Source organism: Novosphingobium resinovorum, from assembly GCF_027922145.1.
Classification (GTDB): Bacteria; Pseudomonadota; Alphaproteobacteria; order Sphingomonadales; family Sphingomonadaceae; genus Novosphingobium; species Novosphingobium resinovorum.
On record NZ_BSFC01000021.1, the window covers coordinates 241,275 to 260,644 of the forward strand.

Consider the following 19,370-nt stretch of genomic DNA (forward strand, 5'->3'; position numbering starts at 1 on the left):
TCAAGAATTGCCAGCGGTCCCGGATCAAGTCCGGGACGACGCGTCTTCACTGCAGCGCCAGCACCCGCCGATAGCCCTTGAGCGCGCGGCCCACGAAGAACGCCGAAACCCCCGCCGCCGCCGCGCACGTCACCGAGAGCGAAAGCCCCACACTGCGCTCGTCGGCGAAGACATGGTCGGTCAGCAGCGCCACGATCGTCGGCGCGGCGCCAAGCCCCATGACGCTCGCCACGAAGACGTAGACCGACGAGGAAATCCCCCGCATCCGGTTCGGCGTCGCCATCTGCAGGCCCGAAGACGCCAGCGCCTGCGGGAGCGAATAGGTGAAGCTGGCGAGCGTCGCCACCACCATCGCGAATTCGTAACTGGGCGCGAACGCCAGCGCCAGCGAGATCGGGATCAGCGCCAGCGCGGCGAAGAACGGCACCCGCATCAGCGCGTCATGGTGGCCCCGCCGCCGCAGCCAGTCGGCAACCATCGGCCCTGCCAGCACGCCGATCGAACCGGTGACGAGCACTGCCACGCCGTACTGCACGCCCACCGTGGCCGCACTCGCCCCGAAACGGCGCATCAGCATCGCGGGCATCCACGCCGGGAAGGCGTACAGCACGATCACCAGCGAGGCCATGCCGGCATAGAAATTGCCGTAGAAGTCCCGGCGATCGGTAAAGGTGCGCCAAACTTGCGCAAACGGCATCTGCGCCGAATCCCGAGGCGCCAGCTTGCGCACGGGCTCGCGAATGCGCAGCATCATCAGCGCGATCAGGACGCCGGGGATGCCCGCGACGAGGAACACGACCTGCCACGGGCGCAGCGCTCCCAGATAGGGCACCGCGCTCAGATCCCAGCCCTGCGCCGCCTCCAGCAGCAGCCCACCGAAGATCAGCGCCAGCCCGCCGCCGATGTAGGGTCCCATCAGGAAGATGCTGAATGCGCGCGGGATCATCCTCGTGGGAAAGCTGTCGGCGATGATCGACCATGCGGCGGGCGTGACGCTCGCCTCCGCACCGCCCACTGCCGCACGGGCGAAAAACAACTGCCAGTACCCGCGCGCGAGGCCACAGAGGCTGGTGCCCAGACTCCATAATATCGAGCCGCCGATCAGGATGCGCTTGCGACTGCCGGTGTCGGCCAGCCTGCCGAACAGCGGGCTGAACAGGATATAAGCGGCGGTGAACGCCACTCCCTGCAACAGACTGAGGCGCGTGTCGGACAGTCCGAAGTCTGTCTTCAGCGGCGCCACCAGCAGGTTCAGCACCTGGCGGTCCACGAAACTGGCGGTATAGGTCAGGGTCAGCACGAAGATCAGGTACCACGCCGCCGCAGTGGGCGCAGGCTCGGTATCTTCCGGAAGCGGCGTAGCCTGCTCTTCCGGCTCGGCGAGAGCGACAGCCGCCCCGCTCACGCTCCCGTTCATGACCGGATCCAGTCTTCGATCATCGGCCGGATCGGCTCGCCAACCAGTTCCAGCACCGGACCGTCACCACGCGCCATGTAGGCCATCTGGCCGTAGCGATGCTTGGGAGACGCGCCCGCTGCGATGACCCGCCAGCCTTCGGCCAGCAACGCTTCCACTTCCGAGCCGACGTCGTCCACCCAGGCGCCGACATGGGCGGCGGAAACGGCACGCAGCGCCTCGTAAGCGCCGCCGGGGACCATCTGGATCAGTTCGACGTGGATCGGCCCCTGCCGCGAATACGTGACGGTTAGATGTGCTTCGGACCAACCGAGATCAGGCAGCCATACGCGAATAGGATCGAATTTTCGAATTGGTGCCCATTCGACACCAAGTCCATTTCTCAATTTATCCATGGATTGATGAATATCATCGACTATCAATCCATGATGATGGAGCTTTTCAAAAGCTTTCAATTTATCCTCATCCCATATTATCGATCAGCTTATACGCTGTCGTGATTCGAGAAACGGTTCTCGCCATCCGAAGACGGCAGATAACTTCGGGAGAATAGCACAATGACTGGCCTGATCGTGGAACGCCGTGGCGCCGTGTGCCTGCTGACGATCGACCGCGAGGATGCGCGTAACGCGCTCGACGCGGCCACATCCCACGCGATGGACGAAGCAATCTCGGCCGCGGAAGCCGATCCGGCTGTGGGGGCGATGATCGTGACGGGCGCCGGCAACCGCGCCTTCTGCGCCGGCATGGACCTGAAGGAAGCGGAGCGCATCGGCGCCGGGCATGGCCTGATCCCGGGCCGGGGTTTCGGCGGCATCACCGAACGCCGCCGTTCCAAGCCCCTCATCGCCGCGATCAACGGCACGGCGGTGGCCGGCGGGTTCGAGATCATGATGGCCTGCGACATGGTCTTCGCCGCCGAACACGCACTGATGGGCGTGAGCGAGGTGAAGCGCGGCCTCTTCGCCTTCGCCGGCGGCATCCAGCGTCTCGCCGCGCAGGTCCCCCGCGCCACGGCACTGGCTATGATCATGACCGGCGAACTGCTGCCGGCGCGGCGGCTCTACGAACTGGGCGTCGTCACCGAAGTGGTTCCCGGCGACGGCCTGCTGAGCCGCGCGCTGGAAGTTACGCAGGCCATGCTGGCGAACAGCTGGCAGGCGATCAACAACGGGCGTGAACTCTACGAACTCTCCACCGGGATGGATATCGCGCAGGCGCTGGCAGTCGGTAACGCCTGGGGCAAGGCGACCCTCGCCAGTGCCGACAGCCACGAAGGCATCGCCGCTTACGCGCAGAAACGCGTCGCGGAATTCGGTCAGGACTGAAGCGCCCGATTGTCGAGATGGCAAAATTACAATCACTGTTGACTGTTTTATCGTGCGGGAGGTAGGATCGCAAGCATCACATCGACAGAATCAAACATTCATGTCTGTTTTTGATTCGGTTGGGCCGACCCGGCGACAGTCACAGTTCAGGGCGTCGCGGTTCAAGGCAAGGGAGAGAAGGCCGATGCTCGATCTGGTCACAGATCAAACACCCGAGAACGATTTCGCGCGCATGGACTACGAGCGGGATCGCAAGGGGCCGCCCGAGGGGTTTCCCAAACTCCCCGACATTCCCGGCACCCGCTACACCGACGCCGAATTCCTCCGCCTCGAAAAGGAGATGATGTGGGACCGGGCGTGGCTTTACGCCGGCCACACTGATCAGGTGCCCAATCCCGGCTCCTGGTTCCTGACCCGCAATTCGGGCGTGCCGATAATCGTCGCGCGCAACCTGACAGGTGAGGTCAAGGCGTTCTACAACACTTGCCAGCATCGCGGTGCCCCCCTCGTCACCGAGGAAGCGGGTGAAGGGCGCGGCTTTGTGTGCGGCTATCATGGCTGGAGCTACACGCTCGACGGCAAGCTGACGGCGGTGCGCGACAAGCGCGACTTCGTCGATCTCGACATGTCATGCCGTTCGCTGGTGCAGGTACGTTGCGAGCTGTTGGGGTCGCTGATCTTCATCAACCGCGATCCCGATGCACAGCCGTTGATGGAGCACATCGGCCCGATGGCCGAACAGCTCGAACAGTTCGAGCTTGAAAAGCTTCGCCTCGTCGACAGCCGCAGCTACGAAGTTGACTGCAATGCCAAGGTCTTGCTCGACGCTTTTCTTGAGGTTTATCACCTCAAGTCGATCCATATCAACACCGTGGACCGCTTCCTCGATCACCGCGCGATGATCGTCACGCTCTGGCCGGGCGGTCACAGCCGCATGGCGACGCCGAACCGCCGTCCGGACTGGGTAGATCCCGGCACCATAGGCATGCCCGAGATCGCATCGATCACGGAATTCCCGGCGAAGAACAACGTCAGCTACCAGATCTATCCCAACTTCATAATGCCGCCCGCGCCCACAGGCATCCCGATCCTGCAGTTCTGGCCGATCGGGACCAGGCGCACCCGCGTCGTCTCCAGTTGGCTCGCGCCCGACCACGATCCCGAGAATCCGCACCCGCTCTGGCCCACGCGCCTGAACAACTGGGAGCGCATTCTTTACGAGGACCTGCAGTACGCGCCCCAGATCCAGGAATCGCTTGAAAGTCCGGGTTTCAAGGGCATGCCGCTCAACTATCAGGAGCGCCGCATCTATCACTGGCACGAGGAACTGGACCGCCGCATCGGCCTCAACCAGGTGCCGCAGCACGCACGCGTCGAGCAGGTGCTGGGCGACTGGGTACAGAGGGACTGACTTTGCCCCGAGCCCCACAGGGGGCCGAGAAAACAAGATTGCGGGAGAACGAACATGGCAGATCTGGCCGGAAAGATTGCCGTCGTCGTTGGCGCGGCGAACCGGGACAACATGGCGCAGGTCATCGCACGCCGCCTTGCCGCCGACGGCGCGACAGTCATCGTCGCGGGCCGCAGGGCGGAGGAACTGGAGCGCCTGGCTACCGAGATCGGCGGGCTGGCAGTTACCGGATGTGACCTTACCGACGAGGCCAGCCTTGCCCGGCTGGGCGACACCGCCAAGGCCACCTACGGCGGGGTCGACATTGCCGTGAACGCCACCGGCTGGGGCCTGCTCAAGCCCTTTCTCGACACCACGAAGGCCGAGATCGAGCAGATGACGGCGCTGCAGTTCACCGGCGCGATCCTGTTCTACCAGGCCATGTTGCGGGTCATGCGCGACGGCGGATCGCTGATCCAGATTTCGTCCGCCACGGCATCGATCATGCTGGAGGACCACGCCGCCTACATGGGCACCAAGGCCGGCGCCGACCACGTGATCCGCTGCATCGCCAACGAATTCGGCCATCGCGGCATCCGCGCCAACTCGATCGCGCCTGGCTTCACGGTCACGCCGATGACCGAGAAAGCATCGAAAAACAATGCAATAATCGATACATTTACGAAAGAGTATCCGCTCGGCCGCGTCGGCACGAGCGAGGACATCGCCGAGGCCGTTTCGTGGCTCGCAGGGGATGCCTGCTTCATGAGCGGGCAGGTCCTGCAAGTGAACGGCGGCCTCACCCTGCGTCGTAATCCCACCAACGCCGAGATCGTCTCCGCCGTAAAAGCCGCCAAATCCGCAGTGGGACAAGCCGCTTGATCCGGGGCGTCCATCATCTTGCCATCTCGACGCCGGACCTCGAACGGTTCGTCGATCACTACCAGCGCTGGTTCGGCTTCGAACGCGCCGGCAAGGAAGGCGGCTGGCAGCCCGGCAACGACCGCATAGACACGATGGTCGGCTTGAAAGACAGCAGCGCCCGCTACGAGATGATCCGGCTGGGTAATCTGCATATCGAGGTCTTCGAGTATGCCAGCAACGACCCGGAAGTAGTCCACCCCCGCATGTGCGACCGGGGCATCACGCACTTGTGCCTCTATTGCGACGATGTCTTCGCCGAGTACGAACGTCTTCTCGGCCTGGGCATGAAGTTCAACTGCCCGCCCGGCGGCTCTGCGGCGACGCGCGCGACGTATGGCCGGGACTGCGACGGAAACGTCGTGGAACTCCTTCAGATCGTCGATCCGGACTGCGGGTTCGCCTTCGATAAGCTGGCCGTGGCATGATCGCTGCGTCATCCCGGACTTGCTCCGGGGCCGTAGGCGGTCTTTAGGTCAGTGCTGACGGCTGGGGCTTCGACAAGCTCAGCCTGAGCGGAATTGGGAGGTTTACACTTAACCCCGCTCACCCTCAGCTTGTCGAAGGGTCAGGCTGAGCTTGTCGAAGCCCCCCGCGTCACACGGCCCACGGTCCCGGAGCAAGTCCGGGATGACGAAACTGGATGGACTGCTTGCCTGACACCAACCCCTATATCGACGATCCCGAACTCGAACGCCGCCTCGCCTACGCCTTCGAGGAAACCGGCCCCGACAGCTTCCGTGTCGCCCCGGTCCCCAGCGGGCTGCTGCGGCTCTACGGCGGCATGGCGCTGTCGCAATGCCTCGCCGCCGCGCGGCTGACGGTGCCGCAGGACAAGGCGGCGCACAGCCTGCACGCCTACTTCCTCCAGCCCGGCCTCATCGACCGGCCGGTGGACTTCGCCGTCACCCGCGAAAGCGACGGACGCAGCTTTTCCAACCGCACCGTGCGCATGACCCAGGACGGCGCGCCGATCATCAACCTGATGGCCTCGTTCAAGGCGCCCGAACCCTCGGGCCGCCACGGCTTCCCGATGCCCGACGTGCCCCCGCCCGAGGGCCTCACCAGCCTGGCCGAACTGGTGGCGGCCTACGGCGATCGCCTCCCCGAACGCCACCGCCCGTTCTGGCGCCGCCGCCAGCAGGTGGACTGGCGCCCGATCGGCCTGTTCCCCTTCGACGAGCGCGAGGTGCGCCCGGCGGCGCGCGACTTCTGGTTCCGCTTCAACGGCACTGTGGACGGTCCGCTGGATGTGCAGCAGCGCCTGCTCGCCTATGCGACGGACCTGCATATCTTCCACACCGCACTCGGCCCGCTGGGCATCGGCTGGGCCAACGACTTCCTGCAGAGCAGCAGCCTCGACCACGCGATCTGGTTTCATGACGATTTTCGCGTGGACGAATGGATGCTCTACGCGATGGACAGTCCCGCCGCGACCGATGCGCTGGCGCTCGGCCGGGGCAACATCTTCCGCCGCGACGGCACCCTCGTCGCCACCGTCAGCCAGCAGGGCCTCGCGCGGATGCTGGATCAGAAACGCGAAGGAAAGCTGTGACTTCCGAGCCGTTCACTCCCGCAAAACCGTACCGCACGTTCGAGGATCTGGAACTCGGCGAGTTCCGCCGCTCCTCGCCGCGCACGGTGACGCAGGATGAAATCCTGGAGTTCGCGCGCAAGTACGATCCGCAGTGGTTCCACACCGACCCGGAAAGCGCCGCGCAGTCTGTCTTCGGCGAAGTGGTGGCGAGCGGCATCCACGTCCTAGCACTGTGGCGGCAGATGGATCATGAGATCAACTGGGACATCGACTGGGTCTGCGGCGTGGGCTGGGACGAACTGCGCCTGAAACGCGCGATCCGCGCCGGGGACACGATCCACGTCACCAGCGAGATCGTGAGCCTCGAACCCTCGAAGACCCGCACCGATCGCGGCACGGCGATGACGCGCTATGCCGTTGTGCTGGAAGACGGGACCGAGGCGGTGACGTTCACGAGCATCAACCTGGTCTACACGCGCGGCGCACGGGAGCGGATGGCCGGCACCGCGCGCTAGAAGCGCGGGTGCCGGGCCACCCCCTCATGGCTCTGTAACCGAGGGGGCTTCGACAAGCTCAGCCTGAGCGGTGTGGAGAGCAGTTTTTCAGGTCCCGCTCAGGCTGAGCTTGTCGAAGCCCCCTCCGCCACCTACCGCCGCTGATCGAACCGCCGCCCGAGCATGGCCCCGGCGATGTTGACCTTCTGGATATCGATCGCCCCGCCCGCGATGCCCCAACCCCACGAGTCCCGCAGGCGGCGCTCCATCGGGAACTCCTTGGAGTAGCCGTAAGCCCCCATCAGCTGCATCGCATCGCCCGTCACCTCGCGCGCGATGGTGTTGGCGAAGCACTTGCCGGTGGAACTGTGCAGCACCGACGGCAGGCCATCCTCGGCCAGAGAGGCGGCGCGCCAGATCAGCAGGCGGGCGGCCTCGATCTTCATCTGCATCTCGGCCAGCTTGATCTGCACCGCCTGGAATTCGGCGATGGGCTTGCCGAACTGCTTGCGCTCCTGAACGTAGACGCTGACGTCCTCCAGCGCGCCCGAGGCCTGCGCCAGCGACATCGTGGCATTGCCGCAGCGTTCGAGGTCGAAGGCTTCCATCAGCTTCTTGAAGCCGCCGCCGGCCTGCACGATCACGTTGTCCAGCGGCACTTCGCAGTCGTCGAAGTTGATGTCCGACGACGGCACGCCGCGAAAGCCCATCAGTTCCTCGTTCGGACCGAAGGAGATGCCGGGCGCGTCCTTCTCCACCAGCACCGCGCCGATGCCCTTGGCGCCCGGATCGTCCGAGAGACGGCAGTAGACGACATAGGCGTCGGAATGCCCGCCGCCCGAGCACCAGCGCTTGGTGCCGTTGATGATCAGCTTGTCGCCCTTTACCACGCCCTTGGTCTTGAGGTCGGTCAGCGCGCTGCCCGCGTCCGGTTCGGACATGGAGACCGCCACCACCATGTCACCCGAGCAGACGGCGGGAACCACGCGCTTCTTCAGCGTGTCGGACGCAAAGTGCTCGATCGCGCGCACCGGTCCGACCGAGCTTTCGAAGATCGGAAAGCCGACCGCCGAGGAAATCTTGCCGAATTCCTCCAGCACGATCAGCGCCTCGATGTTGCCGAGGCCGAGGCCACCGAGATCGCTCGACACGTTGATGCCCAGGAAGCCCATCTCGGCATAGCGCTTGACCAGCGCGCGGCTCGGCGGCTTGTTGTCGCGCTCCAGCTCGGCAGCGATGGCGGGCAGCTCGGCGCGGGCGAAGGTGCGGGCAGCTTCCTGCAGTTGGAGCTGGTCTTCGGTCAGCTTGAAGTTCATCGTTTCTTTTCCGTCAGAGCAAATGGGGCTGTTCGATGAGGTTCGCGAGCGCGGCCATGAAGCGGCCACCGTCGGCCCCGTCGATCGCGCGGTGGTCGCACGAGAGCGAAAGGTGGAGCACCGGCACGATGCGGATCGCGCCGTCGTCGTCGATGGGCTCGGGCCGGGCAGTGCCGACCGCCAGGATCGCGCCCTGCGGCGGGTTGATGATGGCGTCGAACTGTTCGACCCCGAACCCGCCGAGGTTGGAGAGCGAAAAACTGCCGCCGGTGAATTCCTCCGGCTTGAGCTTGCCGCTGCGGGCGCGCTGGGCGAGGCCCTTCATCACACTCCCGATCTCGGCCACGGAGAGATCGTCGGCCCCGAAGACGATCGGGGTGACGAGGCCCTTGTCGGTCGCCACCGCCACCGCAACATCGGCCGAGCCGAAGCGGTGGATGTCGTTGCCGTGGACCTGCACGTTGACGGCGGGCACTTCCATCAGCGCCAGCGCGCAGGCCTTGACGATGAAGTCGTTGACGCTGGGCTTGTCCGGGCCGAGCGAGGCTCGCAGCGCCAGCAGCCGGTCCGCACGGACGCGGCGACGTACGTAGAAGTGCGGGATCTGCTGCTTGGCCTCAGTGAGCCTGCGCGCGATGGTCCGGCGCATCGAGGACATTGGCATGACATCGACATTGCCCGATGCCGGACGCGGTGCGGGCGCTGCCGCGACGGGGGCCGGGGCCGCGCTGGCGGGCGCCGGAGGGGGCGCCGGAGGGGGCGCCGGAGGGGGCGCGGGTGTCGGGGCGGCCTGCTGGACGATCGCCAGCACGTCGTCACGCCGCACTTTGCCGCGCGCGCCGGAGCCCTTGATCGTGGCGAGGTCCAACCCGTGCAGCGCGCCGAGACGGCGGGCGACAGGAGTGGAGAGCACCGGGCTGTCCGGCGTCGCCGCGAAGACGCCGACAAGCTGCGGCTGCGCCTCGGGCCGCGCAGCTTGATGCACGTCCTGCGCGAAGATGCGACCACCCCTGCCCGTGCCGGTGACGGTGGCCAAATCGACGCCAAGGCGCTGCGCCTCCGCCAGCGCAGCGGGGCTGATGGCAAGGCCCTCGGGCACCGACGGCGCGGCGGGCGTAGCGGGCCTTTCCGGTTGCACGGCAGGTGCAGCAGGCGCATCGTCTCCGTCCGGGCCGAAGCCGCTCTCGGAGGGCGTGAACGCCGCGATCACCGCGTCGATCTCGGCCGCGCTGGCTTCGCCGCCATCGCTCAGCACCGCCAGCAGCGCGCCGACCGGGTAGGTCTGCCCGGCTTCGGCGAGGATGCGCACGAAGCGGCCGTCCTTTTCCGCTTCGATCTCGTTGGTGATCTTGTCGGTCTCGACAAGCGTGAGCACGGCGCCGCGCTCGAACGGGGCGTTTTCGGCCACCATCCAGTCGGCGATCGTGCCTTCCGCCATTTCGATGCCCCACTTGGGCATCGTGAAGGGAGTGAGTTTGGCCATGTGCCCTCCCCTCAGCGGAAGGCGAGGACGCGGCGGACCGCTTCCTCGATCTTCTGCGGCGAGGGCACCCAGGCGCGCTCCAGATTGCGGGCGAAGGGGATCGGGCTGTGCGGCGCGGTCACCATCGCGGGCGGGGCCTTGAGGCTGGTGAAGGCGCGCTCGGTCACCATCGCGGCGATGTCGGCGGCGAGGCTGCAGCGCGGCGGGCTTTCGTCCACTACGACCAGACGGCCGGTCTGCTCCACCGATTCCAGGATGGCGTCCTCGTCGAGCGGACTGGTGGTGCGCAAGTCGAGCAGGTCGATGCCGATGCCGTCCTTCGCCACTGCATCCGCCGCTTTTTCGGAAAAGTTCACCATGCGCCCGCAAGCGACCACGGTGACATCGCCGCCCTCGCGCACCACGCGCGCTTCGCCGAAGCGCTGGCGGTGGTCGCCCTCGGGCACTTCGCCCTTCACGCCGTAAAGCGTCTTATGTTCGAAGAACATCACCGGGTCGTCCCCGCGCAGGGCCTCGGTCAGCAGGCCCTTGGCGTCGGCCGGGGTGGTGGGCAGCACCACTTTCAGGCCGGGCATCGCCGTCAGCATCGCGTAGACCGACTGGCTGTGCTGCGCCGCCGTCTGCATGCCCGCGCCGTAGACCAGCCGCACCACGGCGGGGCACTTGGTCTTGCCGCCGAACATGTAGCGGAACTTGGCCATCTGGTTCCAGATCTGGTCGAGGCTGACGCCCACGAAGTCCGCGAACATCAGTTCGGCCACCGGCCGCTTGCCCGAAAGCGCCGCGCCCGCCGCCGCGCCGATGATGGCGCTTTCGCTGATGGGGGTGTCGATCACGCGCTCGGGACCGAACTTCTTCCACAGTCCGGGGCTGGTGCCCCAGATGCCGCCGATCGCCTCGGGGCCGCCGGCGGTACCATTGCCGCCGACCACGTCCTCGCCCAGCAGGATGATGTCGGAATCGCGTTCCATTTCCGCGTGCAGCGTCGAGACGATCGCCTCGCGGATGTTCATGATGGCCATCTGCGGTTCCTCAGTAGTATTCAACGTAGACGTCGTCGGCGACGGTGGCGGGATCGGGCTGCTCGTCGGCACGCGCCTCGGCCACGGCCTCCTCGATCAGGGCGAGCACTTCGGCGTCCACCGCATCGAGATCGGCGTCGGTCAGCAGCGCGGCGCCGGTGACGCGGGCGCGGAAGGCCTTGAGGCAGTCCCGCTCGGCGCGAATGCGATCGAGTTCGCCCTTGCCGCGATAGCGCTGCGGATCGCCTTCGAAGTGGCCGTAGTAACGCTCGGTATCCAGCTCGATCGCGGCCGGGCCATTGCCGGCACGGACATATTCGAGCAGCTCGGTGAAGGCTGCATACGTCTCGAAGAAGTCGCAGCCATTGGCGCGCCACGCCTTCATCCCGAAGCCTTCGGCGCGGCTGGCGATGTCCTTGCTGGTGCCCACGGCGTAGGCATCGCCGGTGTGCTCGGAATAGTGGTTGTTCTCGAAGACGAAGATCGCCGGAACCTTGGTCACGACGGCGAGGTTCATCGCCTCGAAGGTGGTGCCCTGATTGCAGGCGCCGTCGCCGGAGAAAGTCACGCCCACCCTGCCTTTGCCGTCGATGCGCGCAGCGATCGCGGCGCCCACCGCCTGCGGTGCACCGCCGCCGACGATGCCGTTCGCGCCGAGCATGCCCACTTCGAGGTCTGCGATGTGCATCGAGCCCGCGCGGCCCTTGCAGAGACCTCCGGCGCGGCCGTAGATCTCCTTCATCATGCCCTTCACGTCGCAGCCCTTGGCGATGCAGTGGCCATGGCCACGATGGGTGGAGACGATCTTGTCGTCCACGGTCAGCTGATCGCAGATGCCCACGGCAACCGCTTCCTGCCCGGCGTAGAGGTGCGTGAAGCCGCCGATCTCGCCGGTCTTGATCTCTTCGTGCAGGCGTTCCTCGAATTCGCGGATGGTCTTCATCCGGCGATAGGCGCCCAGCAGTTCGTCGCGGTTCAGTTGCATCGCCCGCTTCTCCCGTTGGTGTTCTTAAATCGTCGTCCCGGACTTGATCCGGGACCGGTGGCTGTCTTTAGGCGCGCCCTGCCGAGGGTTGGGTGACGCTCGGCCAGCGGTCCCGGATCAAGTCCGGGACGACGTCCTTGTCACAAGTCATCCGGCCCCTTCCCGTGCGTGTAGATGTAGTCGTCCAGCACCTTGTGGAAGTGACGGATGCGCAGTTCCTGATCGCCGATGTGCAGGCCGGGGAAGAAGTCCGACTGCATGCCCGTCTGCACCGTCGGCAGGTTGAAGGCATCCTGATCGAGCACCTGACCGATGGTCTTGTCGCCGTGTTTGAAGCGCTGATGGCGGACCCGCTCCGGCCATTCCTCGCCCTCGGGGACGAGGCCGAACATCCAGATGTCGTAGTACATCTTGTTCGGATCCGTAGCGTGCGGGCGCTGACGGAACAGCATGACGTCGTCCGCGTGGACGTTCACCGACACGTTCGGGAAGATCGTGTAGTGGTAGTCGTCGGTCAGTTGCTCGTCATTGAGTTCCGAATAGTCCTTGCCCTGCGCCGCGCCGTGCTCGCGCTTGAACAGTTGCACGTCGCGGCGGATGTCGGAGACGCGGCCTTCGTATTCTGCCGGGTCCATCCCCGCATGCACCATGATCTCGTGGATCGCGGGCGGAATCTGGCTCGGCATCGCCACGCGCGGGGATATCGCCGCGAAGGGAATCAGGTAGCGGTTGTGCTTGCCGTAGCAGTCGATCTGGACGTTGACGTCGTCGAGATACCACTTGAGCTGCGGGTGGATGCCCTGGACGTGATAAGTCTCGCTGAAGGCGTCGACCGAGGTTTTCCAGTTGCAGTCCCACTCGACGGTGATGTCGCGCGTCCATGCCATCCGCTCGGGATGATACGGTTCGAGGTGGCGCTTCAGCGGATCGATGAAGTCGTCGAACGGCTCGACGTTCGGATCGAGCGAGAACCATACGAAGCTGTTCCACTCGATGCAGGGCAGCGGCGTCAGCTTCATGCCGTCCGGGCCGCCTTGCACGAAGGTGCACAAGTCCGGGATATGCTCGAGCTTGCCGTCGAGGCCGTAAGTCCAGTGATGGTACATGCACTGGAACTTCTCGGCATTGCCGCGCCCCTCGGGACGCAGGCGGTTGCCGCGATGGAGGCACAGGTTCGGGAAGGTGCGGATCGAGCCATCCGCCTGCCGGACGATCAGCACGGATTCCTTGCCGATATCGGTGCAGATGTAGTCGCCCGGTTCCTTAAGATCGTCGGAGCGGCCGCCCAGCAGCCACACCTTGGTCCAGACGCGCTCCCACTCCAGCTTCATGAATTCGGGCGAGTAATAGCGCGCGGCCGGGATTATGTCGGTGCCCAACTCCGGATCGGGCGCACGCTCCGTCGGGGTGCCGTTGCCCACGGACTCGGGATCGACGCGAAACACGTCGACGACGCGCTTGACGTCCATCGACGCCCGGTCCCAGCCCATGACATGCGGTTTCATCAGAAGTGCGTCCTGTTGGTGAAGCCCCCGTCGACGACGAGGTGCGACCCGTTGCACCAGCTGGCCGCGTCGCTGGCGAGGAAGGCGATGGCCTTGGCCACTTCCTCCGGTCGGCCGAGGCGGCCCGAAGGCTGCTGGCGAAGCTGGGAAGCGTAGAACTTCTCCATCGTGCCCTTGATCATGTCCCAGTTGCCGCCCTCGAACTCGATCGGACCAGGGGAGACGACGTTGACGCGGATGCCGTTCTTGCCGTGCCACAGCGCCAGCTGCTTGCCCCAGGTGATGAGGCTGGCCTTCATCGCGTTATAGGCCTGCGGGCCACCCATCGCCTCGCCCACCGAGGTCGAGCCGAGCAGGACGATCGCGCCGCGCTGCTGCTCGGTCATCTTTTCGATCACGCCCTCGACCGCGCGGACCACGCCCATCACGTCGGTCTCGAAGGCGTTGTACCAGTACTTCTCGCTGCCCATACCGCCGCCGGCCGAGGTGAACGGCACGAGGATATCGACGCCGTCGAGCGCTTCGATCGCCCAGTCGATCCAGGCCTTGTATTCCTCGGGCTGCTTGGCGTTGACGGCCTTGCCGACGACTTTGGTGCCGTACTTCGAGAGGTTGGCGACGGCGTCCTTGACGCTGTCCTCGCTGCGCGCGGTGAGCGCGATGTCGCAGCCCTCGCGCGCCAGGACTTCGGCCACCGAGTAGCCGATGCCGCGCGCCGCGCCGACGAGGATCGCCTTCTTGCCCGCCAGTCCCAGATCCATTCGCTTCTTCCTTGTTCCGTATGGCCGCGGAGTCGGAGTGCGGCCCTGAAGTCTTGAGAGGACTGTAAGCCCCTCGCCCCGGACGATGCAATAAAAAAGACAGTCACGACTGCCTTTTTTATTTTCGGTTTCAAACCGCCTGCAACTCCGCGATCAGCCCTTCGCGCAGGCGGAACTTCTGGATCTTGGAGGTCGACATCGGCCACTCCGCGACGAAGCGCACATGACGCGGAATCTTGAAGCTGGCGATGCGGCCCTTGCAGTGGTCGATCAACTGCTGCTCGCTGGCGCTCTCGCCCTCGGCGAGTTCGACGAAGGCGGCAGGGACTTCGGAGTAGCGGTCGTCCGGCAGGCTGACGACCTGCGCCAGCTTCACCGCCGGATGAGTCTGCAGCATGGCCTCGATCTCCGCCGCCGCGACGTTCTCGCCGCCGACCTTGAGCATGTCCTTGGTGCGGCCATGGAACATGACGTTGCCGTCCGCGTCGATCGAGCCGATGTCGCCGGAGAAGAACCAGCCGCCCCGGATGGCCTCGGCGGTCTTTTCGGGGGCGTTGTAGTAGCCCTTGAGGATGTTCGGGCCGCCCAGCACGATCTCGCCCTGCTCGCCCGGCCCGCAATCCTCGCCGGTTTCGGGATCGACGATGCGGACCTTCCACTCGTCGAGCGGCACCCCGCAGCGGCCGGTGCGCACGTCATAGCTGTCGGAAAGACGGCTGGTGGAGACGGTGCCCGCGCCTTCCGTCAGCCCGTACGTGCCGACCTGGATGGTGTGCGGCATGGCCTCGGCCACCGCCAGTTTGATCCATTCGGGCTGGACCGCGAAGTTGGAGTTCATCACCCGCAGCTTCGACAGGTCGGTATCCTTGAAGGTCGGGTGGGTGATGAGGTCCTGCATGATCGTGACGAAGCTGGGATAGGCGATCGTCGCGCCCTCCTTGCCCAGCATCGCCAGCCCTACCCCGGCATCGAAGCGCGGGATCGTCATGTAGACGCCGCCGAGGTCGAGGATCATCGTCATCGGCAGGATGCCGGCGATGTGGAAGATCGGCAGCGGCGACCAGACCTTGTCCTCGCCGGTGCATTCGTAGCGTACACCGAGATTGCGGCTGTTCGCCACTTGCGCGCGGTGGCTGATCATCGCGCCCTTGGGATTGGCCGTCGTGCCCGAAGTATAGAGGATCATCGCCGTGTCCTGCGGCGAGACGGCGTCGATCCGCGCATCCACTTCGGCCTCGGGCGTCTCAAGCCCCGCCCCCAACGCCGCGCGGGCGGAGACGAGATAAGGCGCGCACCGATCGTCCAGGCACACGATGCTGCGCAGGCGGGGCGCCTCGGGCAAGGCAAGCGCCCAAGGGTCCTCCGCCTGCGTCAGCGAGGGCAGCGCCGCTTCGAGACGTGCGCTGAAATCGAGACCGTCGGCGACTTTGCCGATGGTGATGATCGTCACGAGATCGGCGTCGGCGGCGACGAAGCCCAGTTCGCTAGCCTGATACCGCGCGTTGACCGGCACCGCGACGGCGCCCGTCATGGTGATGCCGTAGAACGCGGTGATGAAGTCCACGCAAGTCGGCAGCAGCAGACCGACGTTGTCGCCGGGCTTCACGCCCATCGCCACGAACGCCCGCGCCCAGCTGCGCGCCGCCTCGTTCAGTTCGGTATACGTCCGCCGCCGGTCCGGCAGCACGATCGCATCGCGGTCCCCGAACTTGCCTGCCGAGGATCGCACCATCTCGCCCATAGTCAGGATCGGCCTATCGCCCATTCCCGCTCTCCCATGCCCTGTGCTCTTATCAGATCGCGCGGCAAAGCACCCGATCATGCGAATTGTGTTTGACGCCAGCTTATCAAGCGGCGGGAAAAAGACAATCAGTCATGTCTGTTTTGTTTACAGGCGTGGCAAGGTGATGCCAGCGGGGCGATATCCGCAGGAATGGCCGCGATCCGGGGCCTTCGGGTGCTTGCCTAACGGGCGGTCCAGAGCGTAAGCGGATTGAATCCGCAATCACTGCCGACAGCATTTTCCAGGCGAATCACATGGCCCTTTCGCGCACGCGCACCACCCGCACTGCAAAGCCTGCCGCTCCCAAGGCGTCTCCCGCAAAGAATGGCGGCACGACCCTGCAGGCGACCAAGGCGGCACAGACGCGCGCGCGGCTGATCGAGGCGACGGTGCGCTGCCTCGTCAAGCACGGCTACGCCAACACCACGACGCCGCGCGTGGCCGAGGAGGCGGGCCTGTCTCGCGGGGCGATGATGCATCACTTCGAGAACGGCGCCGCGCTCATCAAGGCGACGATCATCGAACTGCACGAAAAGCGCCTGCGCGCTTTCCGCCGCGCCGCCGAGAAGCCGGAGGAGCACGACGTCGACACGCTGGTGGAAGTCTACTGGGCACAGGTCCAGAAACCCGCGTTCATCGCCTTCCACGAACTTGCCGTGGCGGCGCGCACCGACAAGGACCTCGGCGCGATCCTCTTCCCGCTACAGGAGGAATTTCGCGAACGCTTCAACGCGCAGGCCGATGCCCTCTTCCCCGAATGGCGTGATGCTCCGGCCCAGTTCGACATGGCCATGAACCTGTCCCAGACGATCCTCGAAGGCATGGCCATCGCGGTGCAGACCGGCGCCATGGACAAGGCCAAGGTGCCGGCCATGCTGACCCATCTTGAGAACCAGATCCGCGCGCTGATGCCGTGGCACAAGGGTGCCGCCGTCTCGTAAAAACAATCTTGTTTGTCTTTTTGATCGCCCGCCGCTACCGTGGTGGCGGGCAGAGGATCAACGCGGCGCAAGTCGGCCTCTGTCCCGATTCGTGAGGACAAGAGATTTGAACGCGCCCAGCAACTACACCGCGAAAGTGTTCCGCCCCGAAGACGATGGCCCGGACCGTCCGGCGCGCGGCCTCGACGAAGAGGCGCTGCGCCAGCAGTCCACGATCTACCGTGACGACATGCTCGCCGGGCAGACGGTACTGATTACGGGCGCGGGCAGCGGCATGGGCAAGGCGGCGGCGTTCCTGGCGGCCAGGCTGGGCGCCAACGTCGCGATCTGCGGGCGCGATATGGACAAGCTGCAGACCACCGTGGACCTCGTGCGCGAGGAGGTCGGCAGCGAAGTCCTCGCCGTATCGACCAACATCCGCGATCCCGAAGGCGTCGAGGCGCTGATCGGCACGGTCCATGACCACTTCGGCGGGCTCGATACGCTGGTCAACAACGCGGGCGGGCAGTTCCCACAGGACGCCATAGACTTCACCCGCAAGGGCTGGCTGGCGGTGATCGACACCAACCTCAACGGGACCTGGTGGATGATGCAGGAAGCCGCCAAGCGCTGGCGCGAGGACGGCAAGCCGGGCAACATCGTCAACATCGTCGCCAACGTCGAGCGCGGCATGCCGCAGGCGGCGCACACCTGCGCGGCGCGCGCGGGGGTGATCTACCTCTCCAAGACGCTTGCCACCGAGTGGTCGCAGTGGAACATCCGCGTCAACTGCATCGGCCCCGGCGTAATCGAGACCGAGGGCTTCCGCATGTACCCGGAAGAAGCGCTCAAGCGCTTCCACAAGGCCAACCCGATGCGGATGCGCGGCAACGCCTGGGACGTGGCCGAGGCGATCGCCTACCTGGCCTCCCCGGCGGCGCGGTTCATCAATGGCGACCTCATCATCATGGACGGCGGGCAGGCCCAGTGGGGCGTGATCTGGCCTGCCGGAATGCCGGAATATTTCAGCGAGGACGGGGCGGCGTAGCCCTGCTCCCTCTTCCCGTCATCCCCGCGAAGGCGGGGACCCAACTGATGAGCGTGCAACAGGCATCGTCAGGAGATGGGTTCCCGCCTTCGCGGGAATGACTGCTCTGTTTTTAGAAAACAACGGATGGAGAGAGACATGGGCCGGGTTGAAGGCAAGGTTGCGCTGGTCACCGGCGGCGGCTCGGGGCTGGGAGCGGCGGACTGCGAGGCGCTCGCCCGTGAAGGCGCCACCGTGGTCGTCACCGACGTGAAGCTGGAGACCGCGCTCGCCGTAGCCGACCGCATCGGTGGCGGCGCACTGGCGATGGCGCTCGACGTGGCGGACGAAGGGCAGTGGATCGCCGTCATGCAGGAGATCGAGGCGCGCTTCGGCAGGCTCGACGTGCTGGTGAACAATGCGGGCGTGGTGCTCAACGCCGATGTCGAGGATACCACGCTCGAACAGTTCCGCTGGGTCAGCGCGATCATGACCGACGGCGTGTTCCTGGGCTGCAAACATGCGATTCCGCTGATGAACAAGGGGAGCGGCGGCTCCATCGTCAACATGAGTTCGACCGGCGCCCTGCTCGGCTATCCGATCTTCTTCGCCTATTCCGCCGCCAAGGGCGCGGTGCGGGCGATGACCAAGTCGGTCGCGGTGATGTGCCAGGAAAAGGGCTACAAGATCCGCTGCAACTCGGTGCACCCCGGTGCGATCGAGACGCCGATGGTGCAAACCGCCGAAGGCCGCCTCGACAAGCCCAAGGAAATCCCGGACGGCGTCCTGCCTCCGGGCACGCCGGGCCATCCCAAGGACGTCGCGGCGCTGGTGCTGTTTCTCGCCTCGGACGAATCCCGCTTCATCACCGGCGCGGAGCTTGTCATCGACAACGGCGTGACGATCAGGCCGTTCTGACCGGTCAGAGCAGGAGCGGCTGCCCTTCCTCCATCGCCAGCAGCCAGGCTTTCGCCTCGATGCCGCCGGCGAAACCGGTGAGGTTGCCGCTCTTGCCGATCACCCGGTGGCACGGCGCGATGATCGAGATGGGGTTGCGCCCGTTCGCCGCGCCGACCGCGCGGCTTGCACCCGGAGTGCCGAACCCGCGCGCGATCTCGCCGTAGCTTCGCGTTTCGCCGAAGGGAATTTCCAGCAGCGCGGCCCAGACTTTGCGCTGGAATTCCGTGCCCCGGAAATCCAGCGGCAGGTCGAACACGCGTCGCCCGTCCGCGAAGTATTCGCGCAGCTGTGTCTGCGTGGCCGCTAGAACCGGATGCTCCTCATCGATCAGCGGGCCGAGGGGAACCCGGTCCGGCCGATCATTCTCCCACAACACCGCGACCAGCCCGGCGTCGCCGCCCACCAGCGTGAGTTCGCCCACCGGCGACGGCATCGTGCGGCGATAGAGAGGCTGTTCCATCCGCGCCTCCTTGCCGCCGCCGCGCCGGGTGTCAATCCGTCAGAGGATCATAACCGGAACA

Annotated in this window: 19 protein-coding genes; 9 read left to right on the forward strand and 10 right to left on the reverse strand. The window is 65.6% G+C overall.

Going from position 1 to position 19,370, the window contains the following annotated elements:
- Positions 1-46 precede the first annotated feature (46 nt).
- Together PKE80_RS13525 and PKE80_RS13530 are read right to left on the reverse strand one after the other, a co-directional pair.
- On the reverse strand, positions 47-1,417 hold the full coding sequence (locus PKE80_RS13525; RefSeq protein ID WP_271182917.1) for a spinster family MFS transporter: 1,371 nt from the start codon (positions 1,415-1,417) through the stop codon (positions 47-49).
- Positions 1,414-1,872 (reverse strand): VOC family protein, encoded by a 459-nt coding sequence (locus PKE80_RS13530; RefSeq protein ID WP_271182918.1) that lies wholly within the window; start codon positions 1,870-1,872, stop codon positions 1,414-1,416. Before PKE80_RS13530 ends, PKE80_RS13525 begins: the two co-directional genes overlap by 4 nt.
- A gap of 102 nt (positions 1,873-1,974) precedes the next feature.
- Between PKE80_RS13530 and PKE80_RS13535 the strand changes: the two genes are divergently transcribed.
- From PKE80_RS13535 to PKE80_RS13560, 6 genes are all read left to right on the forward strand, one after another.
- Complete coding sequence (locus PKE80_RS13535; RefSeq protein WP_271182919.1) at positions 1,975-2,745, forward strand: enoyl-CoA hydratase/isomerase family protein; 771 nt, start codon at positions 1,975-1,977, stop codon at positions 2,743-2,745.
- A 184-nt stretch (positions 2,746-2,929) separates the two neighbouring features.
- Positions 2,930-4,156 carry an aromatic ring-hydroxylating oxygenase subunit alpha gene (locus PKE80_RS13540; RefSeq protein WP_271182920.1) on the forward strand — a complete coding sequence of 409 codons (1,227 nt, stop codon included), beginning with the start codon at positions 2,930-2,932 and terminating at the stop codon, positions 4,154-4,156.
- A gap of 54 nt (positions 4,157-4,210) precedes the next feature.
- Positions 4,211-5,017, forward strand: a complete 807-nt coding sequence (locus PKE80_RS13545; protein WP_271182921.1) for an SDR family oxidoreductase — start codon at positions 4,211-4,213, stop codon at positions 5,015-5,017.
- A complete protein-coding gene (locus PKE80_RS13550; RefSeq protein ID WP_271182922.1) occupies positions 5,014-5,484 on the forward strand; it encodes a VOC family protein in 471 nt (156 codons plus the stop codon). Before PKE80_RS13545 ends, PKE80_RS13550 begins: the two co-directional genes overlap by 4 nt.
- Before the next feature lie 215 nt (positions 5,485-5,699).
- Positions 5,700-6,611 carry an acyl-CoA thioesterase gene (locus PKE80_RS13555; protein WP_271182923.1) on the forward strand — a complete coding sequence of 304 codons (912 nt, stop codon included), beginning with the start codon at positions 5,700-5,702 and terminating at the stop codon, positions 6,609-6,611.
- Positions 6,608-7,108 (forward strand): MaoC/PaaZ C-terminal domain-containing protein, encoded by a 501-nt coding sequence (locus PKE80_RS13560; RefSeq protein WP_271182924.1) that lies wholly within the window; start codon positions 6,608-6,610, stop codon positions 7,106-7,108. The genes PKE80_RS13555 and PKE80_RS13560 overlap by 4 nt, the downstream gene beginning before the upstream one ends.
- Positions 7,109-7,239: 131 nt before the next feature.
- Here PKE80_RS13560 and PKE80_RS13565 read toward each other — a convergent pair whose 3' ends face one another.
- The 7 genes from PKE80_RS13565 to PKE80_RS13595 form a co-directional block, all read right to left on the reverse strand.
- Complete coding sequence (locus tag PKE80_RS13565; protein WP_008830397.1) at positions 7,240-8,403, reverse strand: acyl-CoA dehydrogenase family protein; 1,164 nt, start codon at positions 8,401-8,403, stop codon at positions 7,240-7,242.
- A 13-nt stretch (positions 8,404-8,416) separates the two neighbouring features.
- Positions 8,417-9,886, reverse strand: coding sequence for a dihydrolipoamide acetyltransferase family protein (locus tag PKE80_RS13570; RefSeq protein WP_271182925.1), 1,470 nt, complete (start codon positions 9,884-9,886; stop codon positions 8,417-8,419).
- A gap of 11 nt (positions 9,887-9,897) precedes the next feature.
- The gene (locus PKE80_RS13575; RefSeq protein ID WP_271182926.1) at positions 9,898-10,908 is read right to left on the reverse strand and encodes an alpha-ketoacid dehydrogenase subunit beta; all 1,011 of its coding nucleotides are present in this window, start codon (positions 10,906-10,908) and stop codon (positions 9,898-9,900) included.
- A 10-nt stretch (positions 10,909-10,918) separates the two neighbouring features.
- Positions 10,919-11,893 carry a thiamine pyrophosphate-dependent dehydrogenase E1 component subunit alpha gene (locus tag PKE80_RS13580; protein ID WP_271182927.1) on the reverse strand — a complete coding sequence of 325 codons (975 nt, stop codon included), beginning with the start codon at positions 11,891-11,893 and terminating at the stop codon, positions 10,919-10,921.
- 140 nt (positions 11,894-12,033) lie between these two features.
- Positions 12,034-13,398 carry an aromatic ring-hydroxylating oxygenase subunit alpha gene (locus PKE80_RS13585; RefSeq protein ID WP_271182928.1) on the reverse strand — a complete coding sequence of 455 codons (1,365 nt, stop codon included), beginning with the start codon at positions 13,396-13,398 and terminating at the stop codon, positions 12,034-12,036.
- On the reverse strand, positions 13,398-14,159 hold the full coding sequence (locus PKE80_RS13590; protein ID WP_271182929.1) for an SDR family NAD(P)-dependent oxidoreductase: 762 nt from the start codon (positions 14,157-14,159) through the stop codon (positions 13,398-13,400). Before PKE80_RS13590 ends, PKE80_RS13585 begins: the two co-directional genes overlap by 1 nt.
- Before the next feature lie 130 nt (positions 14,160-14,289).
- Positions 14,290-15,924: a class I adenylate-forming enzyme family protein gene (locus PKE80_RS13595; RefSeq protein ID WP_271182930.1), complete on the reverse strand. Its 1,635-nt coding sequence runs from the start codon at positions 15,922-15,924 to the stop codon at positions 14,290-14,292.
- A gap of 272 nt (positions 15,925-16,196) precedes the next feature.
- On the opposite strand from PKE80_RS13595, the gene PKE80_RS13600 reads away from it, so the two are divergent.
- The 3 genes from PKE80_RS13600 (at position 16,197) to PKE80_RS13610 (ending at position 18,807) form a co-directional block, all read left to right on the forward strand.
- Positions 16,197-16,883: a TetR/AcrR family transcriptional regulator gene (locus tag PKE80_RS13600; RefSeq protein WP_271182931.1), complete on the forward strand. Its 687-nt coding sequence runs from the start codon at positions 16,197-16,199 to the stop codon at positions 16,881-16,883.
- A 106-nt stretch (positions 16,884-16,989) separates the two neighbouring features.
- A complete protein-coding gene (locus PKE80_RS13605) occupies positions 16,990-17,910 on the forward strand; it encodes an SDR family oxidoreductase (RefSeq protein WP_271182932.1) in 921 nt (306 codons plus the stop codon).
- Positions 17,911-18,048: 138 nt separating this feature from the next.
- Positions 18,049-18,807, forward strand: coding sequence for an SDR family oxidoreductase (locus tag PKE80_RS13610; RefSeq protein WP_271182933.1), 759 nt, complete (start codon positions 18,049-18,051; stop codon positions 18,805-18,807).
- 4 nt (positions 18,808-18,811) lie between these two features.
- Here PKE80_RS13610 and PKE80_RS13615 read toward each other — a convergent pair whose 3' ends face one another.
- Entirely contained in the window at positions 18,812-19,309 is a 498-nt protein-coding gene (locus PKE80_RS13615; protein ID WP_008830387.1) for a methylated-DNA--[protein]-cysteine S-methyltransferase, read from the reverse strand.
- Between the last annotated feature and the right edge of the window lie 61 nt (positions 19,310-19,370).